Genomic DNA, 25,081 nt, shown 5'->3' with positions numbered 1-25,081 from the left:
GCAACTCAATCCACGGGCGGGTCGTCCGGCCAGAACCCGGTCGGCTGCCCAGGTAAGGGAGGCAAGACGATGTCCTCAGGGTCCCCCGCGCGGCGCAGCCTCATCCGGGCGTTCGCCGTCGTCGCCACCGCGGCGGCCGTCTCCGCGGCCACCACCACCGCTGCGGTAGCCGCACCCACCGGCGAGATCCGCGGTGCCGGCGCGTCGAACGCGATCAGCGGAAGTTACCTTGTCGTTCTTCGCTCTGACGCGGTCGGCACCGCCGGCTCGTCGGCCGCCCGGGCCGCCGTCCCGGACCGGGCCAGCGCCCTGGTCAAGCGGTACGGGGGCAGTGTCTCCGACGTGTTCAGCGCCGCGCTGACCGGCTTCTCCGTCAAGATGACCGCCGCCCAGGCCGCCCGGCTGGCCGCCAACCCGGCGGTGGAGTACGTGGAGCAGGACCAGAAGATCACCCTGGCGGCCACCCAGACCAACCCGACCTGGGGCCTGGACCGCATCGACCAGCGTAACCGTCCGCTGAGCGGCACCTTCACCTACCCGAACACGGCCACCAACGTGCGGGCGTACATCATCGACACCGGCATCCGGACCACCCACGGCCAGTTCGGTGGCCGCGCCACCTGGGGCACCAACACGGTGGACAGCAACAACACCGACTGCAACGGCCACGGCACCCACGTCGCCGGCACGGTCGGCGGCTCGACCTACGGTGTCGCCAAGGGGGTCCGCCTGATCGCGGTCAAGGTGCTCAACTGCTCCGGCAGCGGCACCACCACCGGTGTGATCAACGGCGTGAACTGGGTGACCGCCAACGCGGTGAAGCCGGCCGTGGCCAACATGAGCCTCGGCGGAGGGGTCAGCAGCACCCTCGACAACGCGGTGGCCAACTCGATCCGCGCCGGCATCAGCTACGCCGTGGCAGCCGGCAACTCGAACGCCAACGCCTGCAACTCCTCGCCGGCCCGTACCTCGACCGCGATCACGGTCGGCTCGACGACCAGCACGGACGCCCGGTCGTCCTTCTCCAACTACGGCTCCTGCGTGCACATCTTCGCCCCGGGCTCCAGCGTGCTGTCGGCGTACCACACCAGCAACACCGCCACCAGCACCCTGAGCGGCACCTCGATGGCCGCGCCGCACGTGGCCGGCGCCGCCGCCCTGGTCCTGTCGGCCAACCCCTCCTGGACCCCTGCCCAGATCAAGACCTACCTGGTCAACAACGCCACCACCGGCGTGGTGACCAGCCCGGGCAGCGGCTCCCCGAACCGCCTGCTGTACGTGGTCAACTGATCCTCAGCTGAGACCGGCCCGGTGGATCACCGATCCACCGGGCCGCCTCATGCCGCCAGATCGACCAGCACCGAGGTGGTCGAGCCGGGTACGGCCTGGGTCGGGAAGACCCGGGCCGGGCCGTCGACCTGCACCGTGACCTGGCCACCTACCGGGCAGGGCGGACCGCCGTCGAGAATCCGGGCGGTGATCCGGGTGCCGTCCTCCAGCCGGAGCCCGATCAACGCGTCATGTCCGTGGAAGTCGTGCCGCAGGACCCTGGCGGTGATCCCGGCCTGGCCGGTGGCCAGGCGAATCTGCTCCGGGCGGACCAACACGGTCACCGGACCCTCGGCCACCGACCCGGTGACCGGCAACGCACCCAGGGCGGTCCGGGCGATTCCCCGCTCGACGACCGCCGGCAGCAGCACCGCCTCGCCGACGAACCCGGCCACCCAGGCGTCGACCGGCTCCCGGTAGATCGTCGCCGGGGCGTCCGCCTGAACCACCCGCCCGTCGCGGAGCACCACCACCTTGTCGGCCACCGACAGGGCCTCGCCCTGGTCGTGGGTGACCAGCACGCCGGTCGCACCGTCGGCGCGCAACGCCTCGCGTACGTCGTGCCGCAGTCCCGCCCGCAGACCCGCGTCGAGGGCGCTGAACGGCTCGTCCAGCAGCACCACCGAGGGGCGGGGGGCCAGCGCCCGGGCCACCGCCACCCGCTGCTGCTGCCCGCCGGAGAGTTGATGCGGCATCCGGGCGCCGTACCCGGCCAGCCCGACCAGGGTCAGCACCTCCTCGACCCGGTCGGATCGGCGGGCCGCTCGGTCCAGGCCGTAGCCGACGTTGTCGGCGACACTCAGGTGCGGGAAGAGGGCACCTTCCTGGGGCACCACCGCGATGTTGCGTCGGTGCGCCGGCAGGTGCCGCCCACCGCCGGCCACCCGGTTGCCGTCGATCCGGATCTCCCCGGCGTCGATTCGCTCGAAGCCGGCCAGGCTGCGCAGCAGGGTGGTCTTGCCGCACCCGGAGGGACCGAGCACGGCGGTCAACTGACCGGAGGGCACGCTGACATCCACCCCGCCCAGGGCGGTGACCCGCCCGTACCGCTTGACCACCCCGCTGAGCACGACCTCGCTCATGCCGGTCCTCCACTGAGTTGATTGTTCGTACGGCTCATGCCCGCTCCTCCTTGTCGAGCAGGCCGCTGCGGGCGACCAGCCACCAGGTGGGCAGGGCGGAGATCGCCACCAGCAGTGCCGCGTAGGGTGCCGCGGCGGCGTAGGCACCGACCGCGGTGCTGGTCCACAACTCGGTGGCCAGGGTGTCCATCCCGGTGGGCCGCAGCAGCAGGGTGGCGGGCAGTTCCTTCATGCCGGTGAGGAAGACCAGCGCGGCCCCCGCACCGATGCCCGGCAGGGTCAGGGGCAGGGTCACCGTCCGCAGCACGGTCCACGGCCCCCGGCCCAGGGACCGGGCCACCTCCTCCAGCCCGGCGGGGGACTGGGCGGCCGCCCCGGCCACCGCACCGACCGCCAAGGGCAGGAACAGGGTGGCGTACGCGAGAGCCAGCAGCCACCGGGTCTGGTAGAGCGGGAAGGCGACATTGATCCCGAAGAAGATCAGGGAGAGCCCGATCACCACCCCGGGAAGGGCGTGGGCCAGATAGGCCAGCCGGTCCAGCAGGCTGGTCAGCGGGCCGGGTGCCCGCGCGGTGAGCAACCCCAGGGGCAGCGCCAGCAGCATGGTCAGTGCCGCCCCGGCCAGCGAGACCGTCAGCGAGTTCCCGGCGGCGGCGAGCACCTCGGGCAGGGCCCCGGGGCGGGACACCCCGGCGGCCAGTCGCCGCCCCAGGCTGACCGCCGGCACCCCGAGGGCCAGTCCGGCCAACCCGATGAGCACCGCCATGACCGGCCAGCGGGCCGGGCCCAGCGACAGCCGGGACACCGGGCGGCGGGCACCGCCGAGTCGGGCGTACCGGGCGCCCCGGCGACGGGTGGCGGTCTCACCGGCCAGCAGCAGCACGGTGAGCGCCACCAGCACGCTGGAGAGCACCAGGGCTCCGGTCCGGTCGAAGCCCAGGTCGAAGGCGACGAAGATGGCCCGGGTGAAGGTGTCGGCGCGCAGGATGGACACGGCGCCGAAGTCGGAGAGCACGTAGAGCGCCACCAGCAGGGCGCCGGCCGCGGTGGCCGGACGGATCTGCCGCAGGGTGACCGCGGTGAAGGTCTGCCAGCCGCTGCGCCCCAGCGACCGGGACACCTCCTCCTGGGCCGGGTCGGCCCCCCGCAGAGCGGCGGCGACCGGCAGCAGGACGTAGGGGTAGGAGCAGAGGGTGAGCACCAGGGCGGCCGGCCAGAAGCCCTCCAGCCGGGGCAGCGCGGAGACCCAGGCGAAGGCGGCGATGTAGGTCGGTACGGCCAGCGGCAGGGCCGCCAGCACGGCGAAGACCCGACGACCGGGCAGGTCGGTGCGGGTGACCAGGAAGGCCGTACCCACCCCGAGCAGCACACAGGCCATGGTGACCACGGCAGCCAGGCCGATGCTGCGCAGGGCCAGCAGGCCCACCCGTTCGGTCCACAACTCCGCGGCGATCCGGTCCCAGCCCGCCTCGGCGGTGCGTACCGCCAGGTAGGCCAGCGGGATCAGGGCGACGGCCACCGCGGCGGTCGAGGCCACCAGCAGGGTGGGCCGGGGGGCCATCCGCCGTACCTGCCCGGATACGCCGGACAGGGCCGACCCGGTGCGGGGCGGCCCTGTGACGGTCGGGGGAGCGGTCAGGGGACCAGCCCCGAGTTCTTGATCATGGCGACGGTGGCGTCCAGGGTGTCCAGGTCGTTCAGGTCGATCTGCGGCACCGCCAGGTCGGCCAGGGCGGGCACGAACGCCGGGCCGGGCACCCCCTCGATCACCGGGTACTCGTAGGTCTGCTCGGCGAAGTAGGTCTGGGCCTCGGTGCCGAGCAGGAAGTCCACGAACTTCTGCACGTCCGGGTTGTCGGCCGCGCGCTTGAGCACCCCCACGCCGGCGACGTTGACCAGGGCACCGGTGTCGCCGCCGGGGAAGAAGTGCAGCTTGGCCTTGAGGGCGTCCGGGGTGGTGCCCTGCTCCTTGGCGACCTCGCCGAGGTAGTAGTGGTTGATCAGGCCGACCGGGGTGGCCCCGTTGAGCACGTCCTCGAGGATCTTGCCGTTGCCGTCGCGGATCTGCGGGTCGTTGGCCTTGAGGCCGCGCAGGAACTCCTCGGCCTTGGCGTCGTCGTGCTGCACCCGGATGGCCGTGACGAACGCCTGGAACGACGCGTTGGTCGGTGCCACGCCGACCTTGCCCTTCCAGGCCGGTCCGGTGAGGTCGAACACCGAGGCGGGCAACTGGTCGGCCGACACCAGGTCCGGGTTGTAGGCCAGCACCCGGGCACGGGCGCTCACCCCGACCCACTGGCCGTTGCCGGCACGGTAGGTGGCCGGCACCTTGGCCGTGGTGGCCTCCGGCAGGGTGCTGAACATGCCCTGCTTGGCGACCGTGCCGAGGGCCCCGGCGTCCTGAGCCAGGAAGACGTCCGCCGGGGACTTGTCGCCCTCCTCGACCAGCTGGGCCGCGAGCTGCGCGGTGTTCGCGAAGCGGGCGTTGACGGCGATGCCGGTCTGCTCGGTGAACTTGTCCAGCAGGGGCTTGATCAGTTGCTCGTTGCGGCCGCTGTAAACCGTGATCTGCTTGTCGGTCGACTGGCCGGAGCCGTTCGTCGTGTCCTCCTCGCCCGATCCGCAGGCGGCCAGGCCCACGGTGAGCAGGCTGGCGGCAAGCAACGCACTCGCGATGCGGCGGGTGGCAGGCACGGTGAACCCCTTCTCCGGTTGGTCGAGCAACCGCCTTAGCGAAGCGGCCGACGCCGAAGTTAGCACAGCCTAACCTCAGTTCCGAATCGGGTGGACTGCCCCACCGCTTCCGGGGGAGGCAGGTCGTAGAGCTTCTCGGCTTCGGCGCGGGTGTCGAGGGCGTCAGCCGGATTGTGGGCGTACGCCCGGGGGGCGCGGTGGATGCGATGGATGGTGTCGATGTCGGCGGAGGTCGGGCGGCGCAGTGACAGCCGAGGAGTCCGCAACTCCTCGTGATCGATCCGGTCGGCCTGGCCCATGCCTGAATTCTCCCTCAGGTGCCACGGGTCGAGGTCGGCACGCTGACGGATGCGACACGCCTCGATCACCTGGCGCCGGTGGTCCATGCCGAGGGGGGAACATGGCTGCCTCGTGACTCGGTCACGCCGCTACTGAGCTTGCTCCGCGCGTAACTCGTCGGCCGTGATGCGCACGTCCCGGAAATCGATGATCGCTTCGAGCGTCACACGGATCAGCGTGGCCAGGTCACCCCGGGAACACAGCAGGATGTCGGCGAGGACCCTTGGCTCGATCTCCAGGTCATTCGGATAGCAGTCGTGCCACGCCATGTCGGCCAGGTGCAGAAGATCGAGGGCGGCCTCGACACGCTTCCGACCGAAGAGGGCCTCGACCTCTGGTCGGCGTTCGCGGCGGCGCTGCTCACTGCCGATGGCCATCGAACTGCCTCCCTCGTACTGACGAGACACCACGCGCGTCCGGGCAAGGATGTGTCCGGAGCCGCCCGGTGGACGGCAGGATGGTCTCATGACGCTGTCACTGCCCATTGACCCGGAGGCGAACCGGCTGCTGGCCCGCGAGCCGTTGGCCCTGCTCGTCGGCATGGTGCTGGACCAGCAGGTGTCGATGGAGAAGGCGTTCTCTTCTCCGTACGTGCTGACTCAGCGACTCGGGCACGACCTGGACGCCCGGGAGATCGCCGGGTACGACCCGGAGGCCCTGGTGGCCCTCTTCGCCCAGCCGCCAGCCCTGCACCGGTTCCCCAAGGCGATGGCGGCCCGGGTGCAGGAGGTGTGCCGGGCGCTGGTCGAGCACTACGACGGCGATGCCGCCCGGCTATGGGCCGAGGTGCCGGACGGGGCGCAACTGCTCGCCCGGATCACCGCCCTGCCCGGCTTCGGTCGGCAGAAGGGGCAGATCTTCCTCGCCCTGCTCGGCAAACGGTTCGGGGTGCAACCGCCCGGCTGGCGGGAGGCGGCCGGCGACTACGGCGACCCGGAGGCCCACCGCTCCGTGGCCGATGTCACCGACGCGGAGTCGCTGCGCCTGGTCCGTGAGTACAAGCAGCAGATGAAGGCGGCGGCGAAGGCGAAGGCCGCCGGGGCCTGATCGCCGGCCGGATTCCGCCTTCGGTCCGGCGGCCCGGGTCGATCGTCAGGCGGCGCTGGGCTGGGCCAGGGCGGCGATGGCCCGCCGGACGTCGGCCAGTGAGACCGTGGCGGAGTCGTCCAGGTCGGCGAGGCCGGCCTCGATCCACTGCCGCATCAGGGTGGTCACCCCGATGCCCCGGGCGTCGGCCGCTTCCCGGACCCGCTCGTAGGTCTCCAGGGGCAGCCTGACCGAGCGGCTGACCATCGGGGTGTCGGTGTCGGGGACGGGTAGCTCCACGGGTCGGCTCTCGTCGATCAACTCGGCGAGTCGCTCGCCGCCGCCGTGGAACTGCTTGGTCGCGTCGTGACGGTCCATCGTCACCGCCTCCTGCTCTCCGGGGATCTTCGTACGGCCTCGTCGTAGCGCTTGGCCTCGATGTCACTCAACTCGCGGGCGGACAGGACGTCCCAGTCGTTGTCGGCCCCGTCGGCCTCGGCCAGCAGTACGGCGATCCGCCGCCCCTGGGCGGTGGTGGCGTAGACCACCATCACGTCGTCGCCGAGGTGGCGGATGACTCGCCGACCGCTGTGCAGCGCCGCCCAGACTTCCCCCGGTGTGACGTCGTAGACCCGCAGGTTGGCCAACGCCTCGTCGGTGAAGCTGAACCGGCTGCCCACGGCGAGAGCGTACCACGTACGTAACACGGGATCCGGGGGCCGGACATTCCTCGTCGGCGGGCCGGTGGCAGTGACAGGATGGGGAACAATCCCCGAGGAGGTAGAGGGTGAAGCGTCAGGCGTACCGACCGATCCTCATCACCGACGCCTCGCGAAGCCAGGACGACCAACTGACCACCCGGCAACGGCGCTACATCGTGATGATGGGCATCCGGGTGGCCTGTCTGATCGTCGGTGCCATCCTGGTCAGCGCCCGCACACCCCTGCTCTGGCTCTGGTTGCCCCTGCTGGCGGTGGGCATGCTGGTCGTCCCCTGGCTGGCGGTGCTGCTCGCCAACGACCGCCCGCCGAAGGAGCGACACCGGCTGGCCAACCGGTTCCGGGCCGGCCGGTCGACCGAGGCCCCGGCGATGAGTCTCACCACCGAGGAACGACCCCACAAGATCATCGACGGCGAGCCCTGACGGCCGGGTAGCCGGTGCTGCCCACCGCCCCCGTGGTACCGGTTCTGCCCACGGGGGCGGTGTCGTCTGTCTCGCGGGACCGCGCGGCCGGATCAGTCGCTCGGGCGGGCGCCGACCTGGGAGACCGCCGCCGCACCGAGGCGGGTGGCCCGCTCCAGGGCGGCGTGGGGCGGTGCCCCGGCCAGCCACGCGGTCAGCAGCCCGGCGGCGAAGGCGTCACCGGCTCCGGTCACGTCCGTCACCGCCACCCGGCGCGCCGGAATGGCCACGATCGTCGGCTGCCGGTCCACCCAGGTAGCGCCGGCCGCCCCCTGCTTGACCACCACCCGTCGGGCCGAGGCCGCCAGGGCCCGCCCCTGCGCCACCGGATCCAGCCCGCCGGCCAACACGGCCGCCTCGTCGGTGTTCACCAGCAGCACATCCACCCCGCGTACCCAGGACAGGAAGGCCGCCGCCCCGGCCGCCCGCAGGGGGGCCGCGGAGGCCGCGTCGACGCTGGTGGTCAGGCCCTGCTGACGGGCGAGGGCCAGCGCGTGCAGCCCGGCCGGTCGGGAACCGGGGTCCAGCAGGACGTACCCGGACAGGTGCAGATGGGTCGCCTCCGGTGCCCCGGCCAGGGCCTGCTCGACATGCTCCGGGGTCAACCGCAGGTTAGCTCCACGCTCGGTGATCATGGTGCGTTCGTCGCCTGCGGCCAGCACGATCACCGTGCCGGTGGGGCATCCGGCGATCCGGGCCACGGCACAGTCCACCCCGGCGGCGATCAACTCCGCCACCCGGTCCCGCCCCGCGGCATCGTCACCGACCGCGGCGACGAGCGTCACCGGCACCCCCTGGGCGGCCAGCCAGGCGGCCGTGTTGGCGGCCTGACCGCCCCCGGTGAACCGGATCTCCGCCGCCGTGTCCGAGCCGGACGCCAGCGGGCCGGCCAGCATCGCCACCACGTCGGTGATCACGTCACCGACTACCAGGATCCGACCGCCCTGACCGGCCGGGTCGGGTCTCGCAGGGTCGGCGGGCACGGTGTCACCCACGGCGGGCGGCGGCGACCGCGATGCGGGCGGCGAGGTCGGCGTTACGCAGGATGATCCGGACGTTGACCGCCAGGCTCGCGCCCTGGGTGGCCGAGTGGAAGTGAGCCAGCAGGTACGGCGTCACAGCCTTGCCGCTGATCCCGTCACGCTCCAGCCGGGCCAGCCCTTCGGCGAGGGTACGGTCGTGCAGTTGCGGATCCAGCTGTTCCTCGGTGGGCAGCGGGTTGGCGACCACCAGGCCGCCGTGCTGGACGCCGTGCTGTTCGCGCGCGGCCAGGATCTCGGCGATCAACTCCGGGGAGTCGACGGACCAGTCCAGGTCGAAGCCGCCGTCGGTGATGAAGAAGCCCGGGAAACGGCGGGTGCGGTAGCCGACGACGGTCACCCCCAGGGTCTCCAGGCGTTCCAGCGTCGCGCCGACGTCGAGGATCGACTTGACCCCGGCGCAGACCACCGCGATCGGGGTGGCGGCCAGGGCCACCAGGTCGGCCGACTCGTCGAAGGTCTGCGCCGCCTCCCGGTGCACCCCGCCGAGCCCACCGGTGGCGAACACCCTGATCCCCGCCGCTGCGGCCAGGGCACTCGTCGCGGCCACCGTGGTGGCACCGTCCGCGCCGGTCGCTGCGGCCACGGCCAGATCACGTACGGAGAGCTTGGTCACGCCGTCGGCGGTGGCCAACCGGGTCAGCTCGGCGTCATCGAGGCCCACCACCACCTCACCGGAGACCATGCCGATGGTGGCCGGCACCGCGCCGGCGTCCCGCACCGCCTGCTCAATCTGACGGGCCACCGTCAGATTGTCCGGCCGGGGCAGGCCGTGCGAGACGATGGTGCTTTCCAGGGCGACCACCGGACGGCGTTCGCGCAGCGCCTCGGCCACCTCGGTGCCGTAGCGAAGATGAAAGTTGGTCACGGTTGCCCACCGTACTGCCCAGCGGTGCAGGTCACCCTCAGGTGGACCGAGGCCACGCGGACCTGCAAGACTTGACGGTCGGAGGTGCAGACGTGAGCGCACAGGTCCTTGAGCGTCCGGAACTGAAGGACGCCGACACCGGTCCGGAGATGTTCCACTACGTCCGGAAGGAAAAGATCGCCGAAAGTGCCGTCATGGGCACCTTCGTCGTGGCGTTGTGCGGAGAGACCTTTCCGGTGACGAAGACTCCCAAACCGGGATCGCCGGTCTGCCCGAAGTGCAAGGAGATTTACGACTCGTACTCCGAGTGAGCCTGCTCGGGCGGCGTAACCTGCGGCGGTGACCACCTCCACCGCCCTGCTCCTGGCCGACCTGGCCGGAGTCACGGTCTTCGCCGCCTCGGGTGCCTCCGCGGCGGTGGCCAAGCGGCTCGACCTGTTCGGTGTCGTCTTCGTCGGGTTCGTCGCCGCCCTCGGTGGCGGGATCGTCCGGGACCTGGTGATCGGCGAGGTTCCGCCCCTGGCCTTCGCCGACTGGCGGTACGCGACCACCGCCGCGGTCACCGCCGGGGCGATCTTCTGGCTGCACCCCCAGTTCGCCCGGCTCCGCACCACCGTGCTGGTGCTGGACGCGGCCGGGCTGGGGCTGTTCACCGTCGCCGGCACCCTCAAGGCCCTGGACGCCCAGGTGCCCCCGGTGGGTGCCGGTCTGATCGGCATGATCACCGCCATCGGTGGTGGGCTCTGCCGCGACCTGCTGACCGCCGAGATCCCGGTCGTGCTGCGACGGGAGATCTACGCCGTGGCCGCTCTGGCCGGGGCGATCCTGGTGGTGCTCCTGGACACTCTCGGCCACGCCGGGCCGGCCCCGCTCACCGCGGCGGTGGTCCTGGTCTTCGGCGTACGCCTGGTGGCCCTGCGACGACGCTGGTCGGCGCCGGTGGCGACCCTGCGACCACCGCGCACCGGCACCCCCGGACCGACCCCGGACTAGCGCGACCCGCCACCGGGGGACCACCCGGTGTGGCGTCGAGTGGGGCGCGGGGCCGGTGCTGGTTATGCTGAATCGGCCTTCGCGGCCCTGGCGCGCGGAGGCGTTTTCATGGGGCGACCGACCTGCCCCTCGGCCCGGTCCGTCGGCCTGCGGTCGGGCCATCGTGCGCATCGGAGAGGAGCCAACGCGTGGCAGCCCGGACGCCGGCGCTCGAGACCTTCCCGCCCCTGCGGGCCTGGCAGCGTAAGGCACTGGTGGAGTACCTGCGCCGGCGCAGCGAGGATTTCACCGCGGTCGCCACCCCCGGCGCCGGTAAGACCACCTTCGCCCTGCGGATCGCGGCCGAACTGCTCGCCGACGGCACCGTCGAGGCCGTCACGGTGGTCGCTCCGACCGAGCACCTGAAGACCCAGTGGGCGCAGGCCGCGGCCCGGGTCGGCATCCAACTGGACGCCGCCTTCCGCAACGCCGACCTGCACTCCTCGGCCGACTTCCACGGCGCGGTGGTCACCTACGCGCAGGTCGGCATGGCCCCCCAGGTGCACCGGCGCCGCACCATGACCCGGCGGACCCTGGTCATCCTGGACGAGATCCACCACGCCGGCGACTCCCGTACCTGGGGCGACGGGGTGAAGAACGCCTTCGAGCCCGCGGTACGCCGACTGATGCTGACCGGTACCCCGTTCCGCTCGGACGACAATCCGATCCCCTTCGTCAGCTACGAGCGCGGCGAGGACGGTCTGCTGCGTTCCCGGGCCGACTCGGTCTACGGCTACTCCGACGCCCTGCGCGACGGCGTGGTCCGGCCGGTGCTGTTCCTGGCCTACTCGGGGGAGACCCGGTGGCGTACCAACGCCGGTGAGGAGTTGGCGGCCCGGCTGGGCGAGCCGATGACGCAGGATCTCATCGCCCAGGCCTGGCGTACCGCCCTGGACCCGGCCGGTGACTGGATGCCCCAGGTGCTGCGGGCTGCCGACGCCCGGCTGAGCGTGCTCCGGGAGGCCGGCATGCCGGACGCCGGTGGGCTGGTCATCGCCACCGACCAGCAGGCCGCCCGGTCGTACGCCAAGCTCATCGAGCAGGTGACCGGGGAGAAGGCCGCCGTGGTGCTCTCCGACGACGTGGGTGCCTCGGCCCGGATCGCGACCTTTGCGGCCTCTGAGCAACGCTGGCTGGTCGCGGTGCGGATGGTTTCCGAGGGGGTGGACATCCCCCGGCTGGCCGTCGGGGTGTACGCCACCAGCGCCAGCACCCCCCTGTACTTCGCCCAGGCCATCGGCCGGTTCGTCCGAGCCCGTCGGCCGGGGGAGACCGCCTCGGTCTTCCTGCCCAGCGTGCCGCACCTGCTCGGGCTGGCCAGCGAGATGGAGACCGAGCGGGACCACGTACTCGGCAAGCCCAAGGACCGGGAGGGCTTCGACGACGACCTGCTGGAGCGGGCCCAACGGGACGAGCAGGCCAGCGGCGAGTTGGAGAAGCGCTTCGCCGCCCTGTCCGCCACCGCCGAACTGGACCAGGTGATCTTCGACGGTGCCTCCTTCGGCACGGCCGCCCAGGCGGGCACTCCGGAGGAGGAGGAGTACCTGGGGCTGCCGGGCCTGCTGACCGCGGACCAGGTCGCCGCCCTGCTGTCCAAGCGGCAGGCCGAGCAGCTGGCCGCCCGGCGCCGCCGCGCCGCCGAGCGGCAGTCCGAGTCGTCGGCTCCGGTGGCGGCCCCACCGGCCCCGATGAGCGCCGCCCAGCGCCGGGTGGCCCTGCGCCGGCAACTCAACGCCCTGGTCGCCGCCCGGCACCACCGTACCGGCCAGCCGCACGGCAAGATCCACGCCGAACTGCGCCGGCTCTGCGGCGGCCCTCCCAGCGCCCAGGCCACCATTGAACAACTGGAAGAACGCATAGCCACCGTCCAGACCCTCTAACCTCCCACCCACCCAACCCCGCCCGCTCACCCCGGCCAAGCCCACCACCCAGCCCTTGTTGATCAAGAGGTTTGCGTCACGAACCCGCGTTCTCGTGACGCAAACCTCTTGATCAACAACGCCGGGGTGCGGGGTGGGGATGGGGATGACGAAAGCGGCCGGAGGCATCCAGTGGATGCCTCCGGCCGCTTTATGTCGGGTTGTGAATCCTCAGTTGGCTATCAGGTCGGCGCCGCGCCAGGAGAACTCCGGGTCCGTCGCGTACCGTACGGTGATCTTCACAAGATCCTCGGCGTACTTGTTGGCGTGGTGTCCACAGAACACCAGCTCACTACCGCCCGCGAGGGTGATCCGGAGCTTGCCGGCGGCATTGCAGCGGTCGCACCGTTCATCGGCGGCCGGGGGGCTCACCGTCTCGGGCGGCGGCGTGAGGGTCGGGGTCATCGCCTTCCTCCTCTGGTCGTCACCGATGAACACTCTCTTCGGTCTTGGTCACCTATCGTGCAACACCCATCCCGGGTCTCGCCTTCCCTGTGTGCCCCCGGGGGACCGAGGTCACACCTGGCACCGACAGTGTGCCGGGTACCCCGGGTGTCACGTCAACGATCACATTCGCGCAACCACCTGATCACCGCCCGGCCTTGACGCCAGGTGATCAAAACGACACGATCAGTTGACGATTACTGATCAGTCGAGGTAGTCGCGCAACACCTGGGAACGCGACGGGTGTCGCAACTTGGACATGGTCTTGGATTCGATCTGCCGGATGCGTTCGCGGGTCACACCGTAGACCTGGCCGATCTCGTCCAGGGTGCGTGGCTGACCGTCGGTCAGACCGAACCGCAGGCGTACCACACCCGCCTCACGCTCGGACAACGTCTGGAGGACCTGCTGGAGCTGATCCTGGAGCAGCGAGAAGGAGACCGCGTCGACCGCCACCACGGCCTCGGAGTCCTCGATGAAGTCACCGAGCTGGCTGTCGCCCTCGTCGCCGATGGTCTGGTCGAGCGAGATGGGCTCCCGGGCGTACTGCTGGATCTCCAGCACCTTCTCCGGTGTGATGTCCATCTCCTTGGCCAGCTCCTCCGGGGTGGGCTCGCGGCCCAGGTCCTGGAGCAGCTCGCGCTGGATCCGACCCAGCTTGTTGATCACCTCGACCATGTGGACCGGGATGCGGATGGTGCGGGCCTGGTCGGCCATGGCGCGGGTGATGGCTTGTCGGATCCACCAGGTGGCGTAGGTGGAGAACTTGTAGCCCTTGGTGTAGTCGAACTTCTCGACGGCGCGGATGAGGCCGAGGTTGCCTTCCTGGATGAGGTCGAGGAAGGCCATGCCGCGACCGGTGTACCGCTTGGCGAGGGAGACGACCAGGCGGAGGTTGGCCTCCAGCAGGTGGTTCTTGGCCCGCTCACCGTCCCGGGAGATCCAGAGCAGGTCCCGCTGCATGTCGCGGGCGAGCTTCTCCTCGCCCTCGTCGGCCGCCCGCAGCCGCTCGGCGGCGTAGAGCCCGGCCTCGATCCGCTTGGCCAGCTCCACCTCCTGCTCGGCGTTGAGCAGCGGGACCTTGCCGATCTGCTTGAGGTACGCCCGGACCGAGTCGGCCGAGGCGGTCAGCTCGGCGTCCCGACGGGCCTGCTTGAGGGCCTCGGACTCCTCGTCGTCCCACTCGAAGTCGTTGTCGCTGGCGGAGTTCGCCGCATCGGCCTCGGCCGCCTGAGCCAGCTCGGCCGGCTCCTCGACCACCACGTCCTCGATCTCGGCGGCGAGATCCTCGGGGTCGACGTCACCCTCGGCGCCCTCCCCCTTGGCCTTACCGGCGGCCTTGGCGGGCTTCCCGGCGCTCGCGGCGGCCACGGTCGCCTTGGTGGCCCGGGTCGACTTCTTGGCCGGAGCGGCAGCCTTGGCGGCCACCTCGGCGGTGGTGCCGGTCTTACGGGAGGTCGCCTTCCGGGGGGCCGGGGCGGTGGCCTCCTCGGCGGCGGGCGCCTGCTTCGGGGCGGACGGGGCGGCCGGTGCCGCCTTCTTGGTGGTCTTGGCAGTGGTGGCACGGGACGCCGGGGTCGCGGAGCGGGCGGCGGCAACCCGGCGACGGGTGCTGGCCGAGCCGTCGACCACCACGGTCACTCCAGCCTCGGAGAGCGCCCGCAGGATCTTCTTGGCCTGGGCCGGAGTCACCTCGGCGGACTCGACGGTGCGCGCGAGCTGGGCCGACGTGAGCTGGCCGCCGGCGCTCTGCGCGTGGGCGATCAGGGTGTCGGTGAGCGAGCGAACGTCGGCGCCGGTCTGGCGGGGTTCTGTCACGAATGACCTTCCGGAGGCGAAGAGCGAGCACGGCCGGATCGTCCGGCGCAGAGTGGTGCACCGTGCCGGGCGATGTGGTTGAGGAACCCCCGTGTCCCCGGCCGACCGGTCGTTCGGTCGTCCGTGGCGCGTGGGCAGGGGTGAATTGTAACGCCGTCTGCGGCGATCATCCTGCGCCGCACGGCTGAACGACGGCCGGGGCCGCCGATTCGGTGCGCTTGTGGAGTTTGTAAGGATGATACCCGCGTGCGACCCGGATACCCGGCCGTGCGGGAAGGGGACGGATGATGGATCGCCCGGCGGCGCAGGAACTGTTGGAAATCGCGGTCGAGGTGGCCCGGGAGGCCGCCGACACCGCCTCCCGGATGCGCTCCGAGGGGGTCTCCGTCGCCGCGACCAAGAGCACCGTCACCGACGTGGTGACCGCCGCCGACCGGGCCGTCGAGCGCCAGATCAGCGAGGCCCTGCGGCGGCTGCGGCCGGACGACGCCATGTTGGGCGAGGAGTACGGCGCGGCGGCCCCCGGCGACGCCACCGCCCAGGTGCGCTGGATCGTGGATCCCATCGACGGCACGATCAACTACCTGTACGGGCTGGGGCATTCCGCGGTGTCGATCGCCGCCGAGGTCGAGGGCCAGGTGGTGGCCGGTGTGGTGCGCAACATCCACACCGGCGAGGAGTGGACCGCCACCCTCGGCGGCGGGGCCTGGCGGGCCGGTCGGCGGCTGCGTTGCTCCGCCGAGACCGACCTGGGACAGACCTTGGTGATCACCGGATTCGGCTACGACCCGGCCCGTCGGGCCCATCAGGCCCGGGTGGTGGCCGAGTTGATTTCGCAGGTACGGGACATCCGCCGACTCGGTGCGGCCGCCATCGACCTCTGCCTGGTGGCCGAGGGGCGGGCCGACGCGTACTTCGAGAAGGGGCTGGCCGCCTGGGATCAGGCGGCCGGGGCGCTGGTCGCCACGGAGGCGGGTCTGCGGGTAGGTGGCCTGCGGGGGCGGGCCCCCGGCCCGGACATGGTCCTCGCCGCGCCGGCGGCGCTCTTCACCCCGCTGCACGACCGCCTGGTCGAACTGGACGCCGACGGGGGCCCCTGAGCCCGTACGACCCTCGCCGAACCGGCCCGGGGCCTCGGTGTCGCCCGGCCGGACGAGTCGGGATCTGGCCGTGCGGTCGATGATGTCGGTCCGTACGGCCAGGGGTGCTGTCCACGTCACGGGATTCGAGCGGCCCGGCGGCCGGAGTCAGTTGTCGACCGGCATCGGGCAGGAACCGGGCGGAGCGACCGGGGCGCCCAGGTCACCGATGGACTGGTTGACCTCGGTGGTGGTGGCCAACTGCTGGAACTCGTTGCCGAGCACGACGTCGACGACATCGTCCGGGCGCTTGGCGTCGTACTCCAGCTCGGCGTTGCCGAGGAAGTAGGCCCGCAGCAGATGGGCGGATCCGACCCCCTTTGGGCCGTAACGCAGCACCGCGACCTCGTCGATCTGCTTCTTCTCGTTTGCTTCCTTTTCCACCTGGAAGTCGCGGTTGCGGAAGTCGTCGCCGACGCTGGAGGCCAACCCGGGGCGGTCGGTGCCGTTGAGCACCCGGATCTTGACATCCTTGTGGTCGCGCAGGGTCACGTCGGCACGGGGCCAGTCCGCGGGACATCCCTCGGCGGCACCGGCGTTGCTCTGGGTGTCCCGGACCACCGCGACCACGACGAAGACCAGGGCGATCACCGCCAGCATGCCGACGATTACGAGTGCTCGCACTCGCGCGAAACTCATCAGGGCGCTCCCGGACAGTGATGGGTGGCGGCGGACGTCGACGGCCGGGCCGTCTGGTACGCCGCTGAGGTTAACCGCTGTCCGACCGTCGCGTGGAAACAGTCCGACATACCGGCGCGCCACCCGAGAACCGGGTAGTACTACCCCTATCTTCGTGTCGCCTGAGTCACATTGGGAACAACTTCCCGTGCAGGGGCGTACATCTCAGCCACAAGGGCGGTATACATGCCTCGCCCAAAGGGGGGGTAGGGTTCCGCGCTCGCCGGGAGATTCTTCCGGGCGGCCCGGCCCGAGCGGTCGTCGGGTCGGGTGGCCGACACTAGCGGTGGCCGGCCAGCGGAACCGAAACAGCGTCGCCCGGCGTTACAACCGGAAGCGACAACATCGAAATGGGAGAGTGAAACCGATGGCCACCGACTACGACGCTCCGCGCCGGGACGAGGTCGACCTCGGCGAGGACAGCCTGGAAGAGCTGAAGGCCCGGCGTGTCGACTCGCAGTCGGGCGCCGTGGACGTCGACGAGGCCGAAGTGGCTGAGAGCTTCGAGTTGCCCGGTGCTGACCTGGCCGACGAGGAGTTGACGGTCAAGGTGCTGCCGATGCAGCAGGACGAGTTCCGCTGTGCTCGCTGCTTCCTCGTGCACCACCGCAGCCAACTGGCGGTCGAGCGCAACGGCGAGCTGATCTGCCGCGAGTGCGTCTGACCGACGATCCGACACCATCACCGCACGGCGGCGGCTTCCCAGGGGAGCCGCCGCTGCCCGGCTCGGCGAGCGCCGCGCCGATCGACCTGCTTCACTCGTAAAGGGTGGCCGTCGCGCCGGCGGCCGCCGGTCGGGGAGGTCGGGCAGTGAGGGAACGAACCATCGGCGTACGGCGGTGGCGCGAGCGGGCGTCGACCGGAGCGTCGGCATGAGCGAGTGGAGCGCGGGCATCGACGGCGAGGGCGCCGACGAGCTCGGTACGACGGTCGCGGCGCTGACCGCCGACGAGATCGAGCCGGCCCGGCGACGTCAGTTGCTGGGGCGCCTGGTCCGGCAGGCCCGGGCCCGTGGGGTCGGCGGGCTGTTCAAGCCGAGGACGGCGCTGCGCTGGATGACCGAGGTGGTCGCCGAGATCGCCCCGCACGTGCCGATCCGTGACCTGGCCACCCTGCGCCGACACTTCCCCGGCCTGGACGACGAGGCGCTGGCCGATCGGCTGGTACGCAATGCCGCCAGGGCGACCGCCGGTGTCGGTGCGGCCGGCGGGGGCGCCTCGGCGGTGCAGTGGACGGTCACCCCCAGCCTGCTCTCCGCGCCGGTCCTGCTCGCCGCGGAGACCGTGGCCGTGGTGGCCATCGAGTTGAAGCTGACCGGGGAGCTGCACGAGATCTACCGGGCCCCGCTGCCCGCCGGGGGTGCCCAGCGCACCGTCGCGCTGCTCCAGGCCTGGGCCAACCAACGCGGGGTCAACCCGATGGTGCCCGGGGTGGGCATCGGCGCAGTCCTCGGCACGGCCGCCCGACGGGAGCTGCGGGACACCCTGCTCAAGCGCTTCGGCCGGAACCTGACCACCCTGGGACCCTTCCTCACCGGCGCGGCCGTGGCGAGCTACCTGAACCGGCGGGCCACCCGCACCCTGGCCGACCAGCTCCGCACCGACCTGCGTCGGCAGCGGCGCAGCCTGCCGGACACCCCACCGGCCCCGCCTGCACTCCCCGGCACCCCGCCCGCCCTGCCCGGCCCCTGACGCCGTCACCCGGCCCTGGTCGCGGTCACCCGGCCGCTGGCCGCCGTCAGCTGGCTCCTGAACGCCGTTACCCGACCTCTGGCCACCGGAGCGCTCCGGCCGGATCGTGGCGGTGTAGCGGGGCGCTGGGGCGGTCAGCGGCTGGCGTCGCGGGCGGCCAGCAGGGCCTCGGCCAGGGCTACCGGATGGCGGGTGCTGACCACCCAGAAGGGGGTGGGGTCGTTCGGGTCGTCGAGGACCACCTGCACCGCGCCGGAGATCCAGGGCCGCTGGACGACGAAGGCCAGCGGATCGGCCCCCACCCCGAGCACCTCACGGCGCCCGTCGGCGTCCAACGCGATGACCTCGGCGACGAACCGGGCCGGTAGCCGGGCGTCGTCGACCCGGAATTCCCCGTCGGTCACCGCGATCCTGATCCGGCCCAGCCAGGTCAGTGCGGCGACGGCGGCGGGCAGCAGCACCACGAAGGGCAGCCAGGCCCGTACCCCGGTCGCGCCCATCCACAGCTCCACCGCCAGCAGGCCGGTGGCGGCCAGCCCGGCCAGCCACAACCACCAGGGCAGGCTGAGCCGTTCGGCGTACGCCCGGGTAGCCGCATCGGTGGGGGAGGGTGACACGCTCACTCATACCAGGGTACGGCGCGTGGCCGCCGGGGTACCGGGCAGGATGGCAGGGTCACCTCCGTGCAGAAGACGAAAGAGGCAACCGTGACCGACGTGGTGCCCGTGCTGGTCCGCCGGCTCGACCCCGAGCTGCCGCTGCCGGCGTACGCCCATCCCGGCGACGCCGGTGCCGACCTGGTGGCGGCCGCGGACGTCGAGTTGCCGCCCGGCGGTCGGGCCCTGGTGCCCACCGGCGTGGCGATCGCGCTGCCGGAGGGGTACGTGGGCCTGGTTCATCCCCGTTCGGGGCTGGCGGCCAGACTCGGCGTGACCGTGCTCAACGCGCCCGGTACGGTCGACGCCGGCTACCGGGGTGAGATCCTGGTCAACCTGATCAACCATGATCGGGCTGTGCCAGTGAAGATCTCCCGGGGCGACCGGATCGCGCAACTCGTTGTGCAACGGGTGGAACGGGCGGCCTTCCAACCGGTGGCCGAGCTGCCCGAGTCCGGACGCGGAGGCGGCGGGCACGGGTCCACCGGCGGACACGTCGCTCTGGTGCCGCCACCGGCGGCCGACGGCGCGGACGGAGGAGAGGGCACGGTGAGTGTGAACAGCGGAAGGTGGACACAGTGATCTTCTCGCGGAAGCGGGCCACGGGGCGGCACGCCAGTGACGAGCGGACCGTCGAGGCGCCGGAGACCGTCGAGGCGGCCCCGGCGCGCGGGCCGTACGACGTCACCGAGGCCCCTGCCGGGGTGCAGCGGCTGGACCTGGGCAGCCTCCAGATCCCGGCGGTGCCCGACGTCGAGGTGCGGGTGCAGGCCGACCCGCAGGGGGTGATCCAGCAGGTCGTCCTGGTGCACGGGCAGAGTGCCCTGCAACTCGGGGTGTTCGCCGCTCCCCGCAGCGAGGGAATCTGGGACGAGGTGCGCGAGGAGATCCGGCAGTCGCTGTTCAACGACGGCGCCGCCGCCCAGGAGGTGACCGGCGAGTACGGCACCGAGCTGCGGGCCCGGGTGCGCACCGAGGAGGGCCTGACCGATCTGCGGTTCGTCGGGGTCGACGGCCCCCGCTGGATGGTCCGGGCGGTCTTCCAGGGCGAGGCGGCGACCAACCCGGACGCGGCCGGAGCCCTGGCCCGGTGCATGGAGGGGCTGGTGGTCGACCGCGGCATCGAGGCCAAGCCGGTACGCGAACCGCTGCCGCTGCGGCTGCCGCGCGAGGCGGGCGAGGCGGCTGAGCAGGCCGCGGCGGCCTCGGAAGGCGCACCGGCGCCCGGCGCGAACTGAGCGGGGTCCGTCCGGCGGGCGCGCAATCGTCAGCACCGGGAGGGCCTCACGTCGGCGTACGCTGGCGTGGGGCCCTCCCGTTCTGCTGGGAGCGGCCCGGTGTCGGCGTGGGCCGGCCGGTTCGGGAAGGGTGACGCGGAGTTCATGACGACCGAGGAGGGGCAGGGTTCGCTGCGGCGGATGCTGCGCCGGCTCACCGCCAGTGAGGCCGAGATCGAGGCCCAGTTGTTGCGGCAGGAGAGTGCCCGCTGCGGCGGGGTGCCGGTGACCCAGTGCGTACGCGGTCAGCTGGTCTCCGTCGCCGGGCGGCTGCGTACGGTCGTCTACACCCCTCGGACCAACCAGCCGGCGCTGGAGGCGGACCTCTACGACGGCAGCGATGTCGTCACCCTGGTCTGGCTGGGCCGACGGCACATCACCGGGATCGAGCCGGGACGACACCTGACCGCGCGGGGACGGGTCGCGCTGCGTGACGACCGTAAGGTGATCTACAACCCGTACTACGAGTTGGAGCCATCGACGTGACGTCCGTGACCCGGAGGATGAGAGACTGTCCGGAAACCCCGGCACGACAGCCACGATTCTGCCGGAAAGGCGGGCGATGACCACCGGACAGCAACCGGCCACCCAACCGGCCAGTGGAGCCGACGACGAGGAGCGGCTGCCCACCGTCGCCGAGCAGATGGCCGACCAGCTCGGCGGCTGGCGAGGGCTGGTCGAGTCCAGCATCCCGGTCGTGGTCTTCGTGGTGGTCAACGTCGTCGGTTCGCTGCGACCCGCGGTGATCGCCTCGGTCGGTGTGGCGGTGCTCATCGGTGGGCTGCGGCTGGCGCAGCGCAAGCCCGTACGGCACGCCGTCAACGGGCTGTTCGGCATCGGCATCGGCGCCGCGATCGCCTGGCGGACCGGTGAGGCCCGGGACTTCTACCTGCCCGGCATCCTCTACGGCATCGGCTACGGCCTGGCTCTGCTGGTCTCGGCCGCGATCCGTCAGCCCCTGGTCGGTTGGCTCTGGTCGGTGCTGGTGGCCAAGGGCAGCTCCGCCTGGCGGGAGGACCCGAAGCTGGTCCGGACCTTCACCGGGCTGACCGTGCTCTGGGGAGTGGTGTGGCTGGCCAAGGTGGGGGTGCAGGCCGCGCTCTACCTGGCCGAGCAGGACACCGCTCTAGGGGTGGCCCGCCTGGCGTTGGGCTACCCGCCGTACGTGATGCTGCTGTTGATCACGGTCTGGACGGTGCGCCGGGTCACCCGGCAGGCCGAGCCGGTGCCGCTGGCCGGTAGCTGACCGACACGGGGGAACCCCTCACCCCTCACCCCTCACCGCGACTGGCGGGTGCGTTCGACGCTGTCCGGACCGAGCATCACCGCGCGTACCGCGTCCTCCATCTCGGCCGTGCAGACGAAGATCAGCTCGTCGCCGACCTCGATCGGATCGTCCGGGCTGGGCACCAGCACCCGCTTGCCGCGCAGGATCGCCACCAGGGCGGCGTCGCGGGGCAGCGGCACCGCACGCAACGGCTGACCGACATGCGGCGCGGTCGGCGGCAGGGTGATCTCGACCAGGTTGGCCTCACCCTGGCGGAAGGTCATCAGCCGTACCAGGTCGCCCACCGTGACGGCCTCCTCGACCAGGGCGGCCATCACCCGGGGCTTGCTGACCGCGACGTCCACCCCCCACTGCTCGGTGAACAACCACTCGTTCTCGGCCCGGTTGATCCGGGCGACCACCCGGGGGACCGCGAACTCGGTCTTGGCCAGCAGGGAGACCACCAGGTTGGCCTTGTCGTCGCCGGTCGCCGCGACCACCACGTCGCAGCCGGCCAGGTCGGCCTCCTCCAGGCTGGTCAGCTCGCAGGCGTCCGCCAGCACCCACTGGGCCTGCGGTACCCGTTCGGGCCGCAGCATCCGGGGCTGCCGCTCGATCAGCATCACCTGGTGGCCGTTCTCGATCAACTCCTGGGCGATGGAGCGGCCCACGTTGCCGGCACCCGCGATGGCGACTCGCATGATCACTGCCCTCCGTCCGGGGCCGCCGCGATCTCGGTGACCGTGGCCACCATGTCGTCGGTGACCAGCATGAAGATCTGATCACCCTCCTGCACCACGCTGGAGGCGGTGGGCAGGGTGCCGATGCCGAACCGCAGCAGGTAGGCAACCCGGGCCCCGGTGGCCTGTTCCAGGCGCTGCACCCGGTGCCCGATCCAGTCCTTGTGCACCGGCACCTCGATGATCGACACCGTGCTGGTCGGGTCGCGGAAGATCTCCACGTTGCCCTCCGGCAGCAGGTGTCGCAGCATCCGGTCGGCGGTCCAGCGCACGGTCGCCACCGTGGGGATGCCGAGGCGCTCGTAGACCTGCGCCCGCCGCTGGTCGTAGATGCGGGCCGCCACCCGGGACACACCGAAGGTCTCCCGGGCCAACCGCGCCGAGATGATGTTGGAGTTGTCCCCGCTGGAGACGGCGGCGAAGGCGTCCGCCCGCTCGATGCCGGCCTGGCGCAGCACCTCACCGTCGAATCCCGCCCCGGTGACCGTGGTGCCGGCGAAGTCGGGCCCCAGTCGGCGGAAGGCGTCGGCGTCCTGGTCGATCACCGCCACCGAGTGCCCGCGGGACTGGAGGCTCTGCGCCAGGGTCGACCCGACCCGGCCACACCCCATGATCACGATATGCACGCCGCCCTCCCAAGGTGCGCCCGTCACCGCGAGCCTGCCACGTCGTGACGTCAGGCGGAGACCGACGCTACTCCGCCGGCCGCAGACCCCCGCAGTGCCCTCACCGGCGGTGCGGGACGACGAGGTTGCCGAGGGCGGTCGTACGCTTGGCGACCGTGGCCCGAACCCTGCTGAAGCGGCTGCTCGTCGGTCGACCATTCCGGTCCGACCGGCTCAAGCACACCCTTCTGCCGAAGCGCATTGCGCTGCCCGTCTTCGCCTCGGACGCGCTGTCCAGCGTCGCGTACGCCCCGGACGAGATCCTGCTGATGCTCTCCATCGCGGGAGCCTCGGCTTTCGTCTTCTCGCCCTGGGTGGCCCTCGGGGTGGTCGTGGTGATGCTGACCGTGGTGGCCAGCTACCGGCAGAACGTGCACGCCTACCCCTCCGGCGGTGGCGACTACGAGGTGGCCACGGTCAACCTGGGCCCCCGGGCCGGGGTGGGGGTGGCCAGCGCCCTGCTGGTCGACTACGTGCTGACGGTCGCCGTGTCGGTCTCCTCCGGGGTGGCCAACCTCGGCTCGGTGATCCCCTTCGTCGCCACCCACAAGGTGCTCATCGCGGTCAGCGCGGTGGTCCTGCTGACCGCGGTCAACCTGCGGGGGCTCAAGGAGGCGGGCAGCGCCTTCGCCATCCCCACCTACGGGTTCATGATCGTGATCGTCGGCATGATCCTGACCGGGCTGGTCCGCATCGTGGTGCTCGGTGAGGACCTGCGGGCCCCCAGCGCCGACCTGGTCATCGCCGCCGAGTGGCACGACACCACCGGCTGGGCCATGGCCTTCCTGCTGCTGCGCAGCTTCTCCTCCGGCTGCGCCGCCCTGACCGGGGTGGAGGCCATCTCCAACGGGGTGCCGGCCTTCAAGGCGCCCAAGAGCCGCAACGCCGCCACCACCCTGCTGATGCTGGGTCTGGTAGCGGTGACCATGCTGGTCGGCATCGTGTGGCTGGCCCGGCTGACCGGGTTGCAGTTCGTCGAGGACCCCGGCCACCAGATCGTCTCCGGCCCCGAGGGATACGTGCAGAAGACCGTCACCGCCCAGCTCGGCGAGACGATCTTCGGCTCCGGTTCGGTGCTGATGTTCCTGGTCGTCGGGGTGACCGCCACGATCCTGTTCGTGGCCGCCAACACGGCCTTCACCGGCTTCCCGGTCCTCGGGTCGATCCTGGCCCAGGACCGCTACCTGCCCCGGCAACTGCACACCCGAGGCGATCGGCTGGCCTTCTCCAACGGCATCCTCTTCCTGGCCGCCTTCGCGATCGTGCTGATCGTCGGGTTCCAGGCCGAGGTGACCAAGCTGATCCAGCTCTACATCGTCGGGGTGTTCGTCTCGTTTACCCTCTCCCAGGCCGGCATGATCCGGCACTGGAACCGGCATCTGCGTACCGAGCGGGATCCGCAGCTGCGCCGCCGGATGATCAGGTCCCGGGCGATCAACACCTTCGGCATGGTGATGACCGGTGCGGTGCTGGTCATCGTGCTGATCACGAAGTTCCTGCTGGGCGCCTGGATCGCCATCGTCGCGATGGGCGTGATCTACCTGCTGATGCTGGCCATCCGTCGGCACTACGACCGGGTGGCCGTCGAGTTGGCACCGGACGACGGGCGACCGGTGCTGCCGGCCCGCAACCACGCGATCGTGCTGGTCAGCAAGCTGCACCAGCCCACCCTGCGGGCCGTGGCGTACGCCCAGGCAACCCGGCCGGACACCCTGACCGCGGTGACCGTCAACGTGGACGACGTCGACACCCGGCAGTTGCAGACCGAGTGGGAACGCCGGGACGTACCGATCCCGCTGACGGTGATCGATTCCCCGTACCGGGAGATCACCCGCCCGATCCTGCACTACGTGGCCGGGGTCCGCCGGGCCTCGCCGCGCGACGTGGTCACGGTCTTCATCCCGGAGTACGTCGTCGGGCGCTGGTGGGAGAACCTGTTGCACAACCAGAGCGCGTTGCGGCTCAAGGGCCGGCTGCTGTTCGAGCCGGGGGTGATGGTCACCAGCGTGCCGTGGCAGCTCGCCTCGACCGCCGGCAAGGATCTCGACCGGATGGACGCCACCCTGGGTAGGGGGCCGGTCCGGGGTCCCCGGGCGGTGCCCCGCAGCACCCTGCCACCGACCATCCCGCCGGTGGATCCCGTGTCCTCCGGGCCGGGCCAGCAGTCGTCGAACGGAGAGACACGGTGAACGAG

At 71.5% G+C, this 25,081-nt stretch carries 29 protein-coding genes; 14 read left to right on the top strand and 15 right to left on the bottom strand.

The window, feature by feature from the left end; all coding sequences use genetic code 11:
• The first annotated feature begins 69 nt into the window (after positions 1-69).
• Entirely contained in the window at positions 70-1,290 is a 1,221-nt protein-coding gene (locus tag ACGFIK_RS00805; RefSeq protein ID WP_327022109.1) for a S8 family peptidase, read from the top strand.
• 47 nt (positions 1,291-1,337) lie between these two features.
• On the opposite strand, the gene ACGFIK_RS00800 is transcribed toward ACGFIK_RS00805, so the two are convergent.
• The 5 genes from ACGFIK_RS00800 to ACGFIK_RS00780 all read right to left on the bottom strand — a co-directional run bounded on the left by ACGFIK_RS00800 (position 1,338) and on the right by ACGFIK_RS00780 (position 5,821).
• A complete protein-coding gene (locus ACGFIK_RS00800; RefSeq protein ID WP_327022108.1) occupies positions 1,338-2,411 on the bottom strand; it encodes an ABC transporter ATP-binding protein in 1,074 nt (357 codons plus the stop codon).
• A gap of 34 nt (positions 2,412-2,445) precedes the next feature.
• Positions 2,446-3,972: an iron ABC transporter permease gene (locus ACGFIK_RS00795; RefSeq protein WP_327022107.1), complete on the bottom strand. Its 1,527-nt coding sequence runs from the start codon at positions 3,970-3,972 to the stop codon at positions 2,446-2,448.
• 74 nt (positions 3,973-4,046) lie between these two features.
• Positions 4,047-5,105: an iron ABC transporter substrate-binding protein gene (locus ACGFIK_RS00790; protein WP_327022106.1), complete on the bottom strand. Its 1,059-nt coding sequence runs from the start codon at positions 5,103-5,105 to the stop codon at positions 4,047-4,049.
• A 59-nt stretch (positions 5,106-5,164) separates the two neighbouring features.
• The gene (locus ACGFIK_RS00785) at positions 5,165-5,404 is read right to left on the bottom strand and encodes a hypothetical protein (RefSeq protein ID WP_327022105.1); all 240 of its coding nucleotides are present in this window, start codon (positions 5,402-5,404) and stop codon (positions 5,165-5,167) included.
• 129 nt (positions 5,405-5,533) lie between these two features.
• Entirely contained in the window at positions 5,534-5,821 is a 288-nt protein-coding gene (locus tag ACGFIK_RS00780) for a hypothetical protein (RefSeq protein ID WP_327022104.1), read from the bottom strand.
• Positions 5,822-5,909: 88 nt separating this feature from the next.
• Here ACGFIK_RS00780 and ACGFIK_RS00775 point away from each other — a divergent pair, with 88 nt between their 5' ends.
• The gene (locus tag ACGFIK_RS00775; RefSeq protein ID WP_327022103.1) at positions 5,910-6,491 is read left to right on the top strand and encodes an HhH-GPD-type base excision DNA repair protein; all 582 of its coding nucleotides are present in this window, start codon (positions 5,910-5,912) and stop codon (positions 6,489-6,491) included.
• A 45-nt stretch (positions 6,492-6,536) separates the two neighbouring features.
• Here the strand turns inward: ACGFIK_RS00775 and ACGFIK_RS00770 are convergent, their stop codons facing one another.
• Positions 6,537-6,848 (bottom strand): hypothetical protein, encoded by a 312-nt coding sequence (locus ACGFIK_RS00770; RefSeq protein ID WP_327027207.1) that lies wholly within the window; start codon positions 6,846-6,848, stop codon positions 6,537-6,539.
• A 2-nt stretch (positions 6,849-6,850) separates the two neighbouring features.
• A complete protein-coding gene (locus tag ACGFIK_RS00765) occupies positions 6,851-7,150 on the bottom strand; it encodes a hypothetical protein (RefSeq protein WP_327022102.1) in 300 nt (99 codons plus the stop codon).
• Positions 7,151-7,257: 107 nt separating this feature from the next.
• On the opposite strand from ACGFIK_RS00765, the gene ACGFIK_RS00760 reads away from it, so the two are divergent.
• Complete coding sequence (locus ACGFIK_RS00760) at positions 7,258-7,614, top strand: DUF3099 domain-containing protein (protein ID WP_327022101.1); 357 nt, start codon at positions 7,258-7,260, stop codon at positions 7,612-7,614.
• A 92-nt stretch (positions 7,615-7,706) separates the two neighbouring features.
• Here the strand turns inward: ACGFIK_RS00760 and ACGFIK_RS00755 are convergent, their stop codons facing one another.
• Together ACGFIK_RS00755 and ACGFIK_RS00750 are read right to left on the bottom strand one after the other, a co-directional pair.
• Entirely contained in the window at positions 7,707-8,636 is a 930-nt protein-coding gene (locus ACGFIK_RS00755) for a PfkB family carbohydrate kinase (RefSeq protein WP_327022100.1), read from the bottom strand.
• A 4-nt stretch (positions 8,637-8,640) separates the two neighbouring features.
• Positions 8,641-9,561: a pseudouridine-5'-phosphate glycosidase gene (locus ACGFIK_RS00750; protein WP_327022099.1), complete on the bottom strand. Its 921-nt coding sequence runs from the start codon at positions 9,559-9,561 to the stop codon at positions 8,641-8,643.
• 92 nt (positions 9,562-9,653) lie between these two features.
• Here ACGFIK_RS00750 and ACGFIK_RS00745 point away from each other — a divergent pair, with 92 nt between their 5' ends.
• From ACGFIK_RS00745 to ACGFIK_RS00735, 3 genes are all read left to right on the top strand, one after another.
• Positions 9,654-9,872, top strand: coding sequence for a DUF3039 domain-containing protein (locus tag ACGFIK_RS00745; RefSeq protein ID WP_327022098.1), 219 nt, complete (start codon positions 9,654-9,656; stop codon positions 9,870-9,872).
• A 28-nt stretch (positions 9,873-9,900) separates the two neighbouring features.
• Complete coding sequence (locus tag ACGFIK_RS00740; protein WP_327022097.1) at positions 9,901-10,554, top strand: trimeric intracellular cation channel family protein; 654 nt, start codon at positions 9,901-9,903, stop codon at positions 10,552-10,554.
• Positions 10,555-10,742: 188 nt separating this feature from the next.
• On the top strand, positions 10,743-12,473 hold the full coding sequence (locus tag ACGFIK_RS00735; RefSeq protein ID WP_327022096.1) for a DEAD/DEAH box helicase: 1,731 nt from the start codon (positions 10,743-10,745) through the stop codon (positions 12,471-12,473).
• Between the two features lie 210 nt (positions 12,474-12,683).
• Here ACGFIK_RS00735 and ACGFIK_RS00730 read toward each other — a convergent pair whose 3' ends face one another.
• Both ACGFIK_RS00730 and ACGFIK_RS00725 read right to left on the bottom strand, forming a co-directional pair.
• Entirely contained in the window at positions 12,684-12,917 is a 234-nt protein-coding gene (locus ACGFIK_RS00730) for a hypothetical protein (protein ID WP_327022095.1), read from the bottom strand.
• A gap of 243 nt (positions 12,918-13,160) precedes the next feature.
• A complete protein-coding gene (locus ACGFIK_RS00725; protein WP_327022094.1) occupies positions 13,161-14,774 on the bottom strand; it encodes an RNA polymerase sigma factor in 1,614 nt (537 codons plus the stop codon).
• A gap of 284 nt (positions 14,775-15,058) precedes the next feature.
• Here ACGFIK_RS00725 and ACGFIK_RS00720 point away from each other — a divergent pair, with 284 nt between their 5' ends.
• A complete protein-coding gene (locus ACGFIK_RS00720) occupies positions 15,059-15,874 on the top strand; it encodes an inositol monophosphatase family protein (RefSeq protein ID WP_327022093.1) in 816 nt (271 codons plus the stop codon).
• 147 nt (positions 15,875-16,021) lie between these two features.
• Here the strand turns inward: ACGFIK_RS00720 and ACGFIK_RS00715 are convergent, their stop codons facing one another.
• Positions 16,022-16,537, bottom strand: coding sequence for a LytR C-terminal domain-containing protein (locus tag ACGFIK_RS00715; protein WP_327022092.1), 516 nt, complete (start codon positions 16,535-16,537; stop codon positions 16,022-16,024).
• Positions 16,538-16,958: 421 nt separating this feature from the next.
• Here ACGFIK_RS00715 and ACGFIK_RS00710 point away from each other — a divergent pair, with 421 nt between their 5' ends.
• Together ACGFIK_RS00710 and ACGFIK_RS00705 are read left to right on the top strand one after the other, a co-directional pair.
• The gene (locus tag ACGFIK_RS00710; RefSeq protein ID WP_007075406.1) at positions 16,959-17,255 is read left to right on the top strand and encodes a DUF4193 domain-containing protein; all 297 of its coding nucleotides are present in this window, start codon (positions 16,959-16,961) and stop codon (positions 17,253-17,255) included.
• 208 nt (positions 17,256-17,463) lie between these two features.
• The gene (locus ACGFIK_RS00705) at positions 17,464-18,282 is read left to right on the top strand and encodes a hypothetical protein (protein ID WP_327022091.1); all 819 of its coding nucleotides are present in this window, start codon (positions 17,464-17,466) and stop codon (positions 18,280-18,282) included.
• Between the two features lie 134 nt (positions 18,283-18,416).
• Here the strand turns inward: ACGFIK_RS00705 and ACGFIK_RS00700 are convergent, their stop codons facing one another.
• Complete coding sequence (locus ACGFIK_RS00700; protein WP_327022090.1) at positions 18,417-18,905, bottom strand: DUF3093 domain-containing protein; 489 nt, start codon at positions 18,903-18,905, stop codon at positions 18,417-18,419.
• An 84-nt stretch (positions 18,906-18,989) separates the two neighbouring features.
• Between ACGFIK_RS00700 and dut the strand changes: the two genes are divergently transcribed.
• The 4 genes from dut (at position 18,990) to ACGFIK_RS00680 (ending at position 21,461) form a co-directional block, all read left to right on the top strand.
• On the top strand, positions 18,990-19,520 hold the full coding sequence (dut, locus tag ACGFIK_RS00695; RefSeq protein WP_327022089.1) for a dUTP diphosphatase: 531 nt from the start codon (positions 18,990-18,992) through the stop codon (positions 19,518-19,520).
• On the top strand, positions 19,517-20,176 hold the full coding sequence (locus ACGFIK_RS00690; protein WP_327022088.1) for a DUF3710 domain-containing protein: 660 nt from the start codon (positions 19,517-19,519) through the stop codon (positions 20,174-20,176). The genes dut and ACGFIK_RS00690 overlap by 4 nt, the downstream gene beginning before the upstream one ends.
• 144 nt (positions 20,177-20,320) lie before the next feature.
• Entirely contained in the window at positions 20,321-20,701 is a 381-nt protein-coding gene (locus ACGFIK_RS00685; protein WP_327022087.1) for an OB-fold nucleic acid binding domain-containing protein, read from the top strand.
• 76 nt (positions 20,702-20,777) lie between these two features.
• Positions 20,778-21,461 carry a DUF3159 domain-containing protein gene (locus ACGFIK_RS00680; protein ID WP_327022086.1) on the top strand — a complete coding sequence of 228 codons (684 nt, stop codon included), beginning with the start codon at positions 20,778-20,780 and terminating at the stop codon, positions 21,459-21,461.
• Between the two features lie 32 nt (positions 21,462-21,493).
• Here the strand turns inward: ACGFIK_RS00680 and ACGFIK_RS00675 are convergent, their stop codons facing one another.
• Both ACGFIK_RS00675 and ACGFIK_RS00670 read right to left on the bottom strand, forming a co-directional pair.
• On the bottom strand, positions 21,494-22,183 hold the full coding sequence (locus ACGFIK_RS00675; protein ID WP_327022085.1) for a TrkA family potassium uptake protein: 690 nt from the start codon (positions 22,181-22,183) through the stop codon (positions 21,494-21,496).
• 2 nt (positions 22,184-22,185) lie between these two features.
• A complete protein-coding gene (locus ACGFIK_RS00670; protein ID WP_327022084.1) occupies positions 22,186-22,848 on the bottom strand; it encodes a TrkA family potassium uptake protein in 663 nt (220 codons plus the stop codon).
• A 155-nt stretch (positions 22,849-23,003) separates the two neighbouring features.
• Here ACGFIK_RS00670 and ACGFIK_RS00665 point away from each other — a divergent pair, with 155 nt between their 5' ends.
• Positions 23,004-25,076 carry an APC family permease gene (locus ACGFIK_RS00665; RefSeq protein ID WP_327022083.1) on the top strand — a complete coding sequence of 691 codons (2,073 nt, stop codon included), beginning with the start codon at positions 23,004-23,006 and terminating at the stop codon, positions 25,074-25,076.
• Positions 25,077-25,081 lie beyond the last annotated feature (5 nt).

Source organism: Micromonospora sp. NPDC048871 (assembly GCF_043198155.1).
In the GTDB taxonomy this organism is placed as follows: Bacteria; Actinomycetota; Actinomycetes; order Mycobacteriales; family Micromonosporaceae; genus Micromonospora.
The sequence above is the reverse complement of the archived record's forward strand: the minus strand, read 5'-3'. Positions and strand labels throughout refer to the sequence as shown.

Excerpts from the sequence above, each read along its gene's own strand:
- ACGFIK_RS00685 (WP_327022087.1), top strand. The coding sequence starts at position 20,321 with ATGACGACCGAGGAGGGGCAGGGTTCGCTGCGGCGGATGCTGCGCCGG.
- ACGFIK_RS00730 (WP_327022095.1), bottom strand. The coding sequence starts at position 12,917 with ATGACCCCGACCCTCACGCCGCCGCCCGAGACGGTGAGCCCCCCGGCC.
- ACGFIK_RS00800 (WP_327022108.1), bottom strand. The coding sequence starts at position 2,411 with ATGAGCGAGGTCGTGCTCAGCGGGGTGGTCAAGCGGTACGGGCGGGTC.
- ACGFIK_RS00780 (WP_327022104.1), bottom strand. The coding sequence starts at position 5,821 with ATGGCCATCGGCAGTGAGCAGCGCCGCCGCGAACGCCGACCAGAGGTC.
- ACGFIK_RS00705 (WP_327022091.1), top strand. The coding sequence starts at position 17,464 with ATGAGCGAGTGGAGCGCGGGCATCGACGGCGAGGGCGCCGACGAGCTC.
- ACGFIK_RS00720 (WP_327022093.1), top strand. The coding sequence starts at position 15,059 with ATGATGGATCGCCCGGCGGCGCAGGAACTGTTGGAAATCGCGGTCGAG.
- ACGFIK_RS00770 (WP_327027207.1), bottom strand. The coding sequence starts at position 6,848 with ATGGACCGTCACGACGCGACCAAGCAGTTCCACGGCGGCGGCGAGCGA.
- ACGFIK_RS00775 (WP_327022103.1), top strand. The coding sequence starts at position 5,910 with ATGACGCTGTCACTGCCCATTGACCCGGAGGCGAACCGGCTGCTGGCC.
- ACGFIK_RS00805 (WP_327022109.1), top strand. The coding sequence starts at position 70 with ATGTCCTCAGGGTCCCCCGCGCGGCGCAGCCTCATCCGGGCGTTCGCC.
- ACGFIK_RS00785 (WP_327022105.1), bottom strand. The coding sequence starts at position 5,404 with ATGGGCCAGGCCGACCGGATCGATCACGAGGAGTTGCGGACTCCTCGG.
- ACGFIK_RS00680 (WP_327022086.1), top strand. The coding sequence starts at position 20,778 with ATGACCACCGGACAGCAACCGGCCACCCAACCGGCCAGTGGAGCCGAC.
- ACGFIK_RS00710 (WP_007075406.1), top strand. The coding sequence starts at position 16,959 with ATGGCCACCGACTACGACGCTCCGCGCCGGGACGAGGTCGACCTCGGC.
- ACGFIK_RS00675 (WP_327022085.1), bottom strand. The coding sequence starts at position 22,183 with ATGCGAGTCGCCATCGCGGGTGCCGGCAACGTGGGCCGCTCCATCGCC.
- ACGFIK_RS00795 (WP_327022107.1), bottom strand. The coding sequence starts at position 3,972 with ATGGCCCCCCGGCCCACCCTGCTGGTGGCCTCGACCGCCGCGGTGGCC.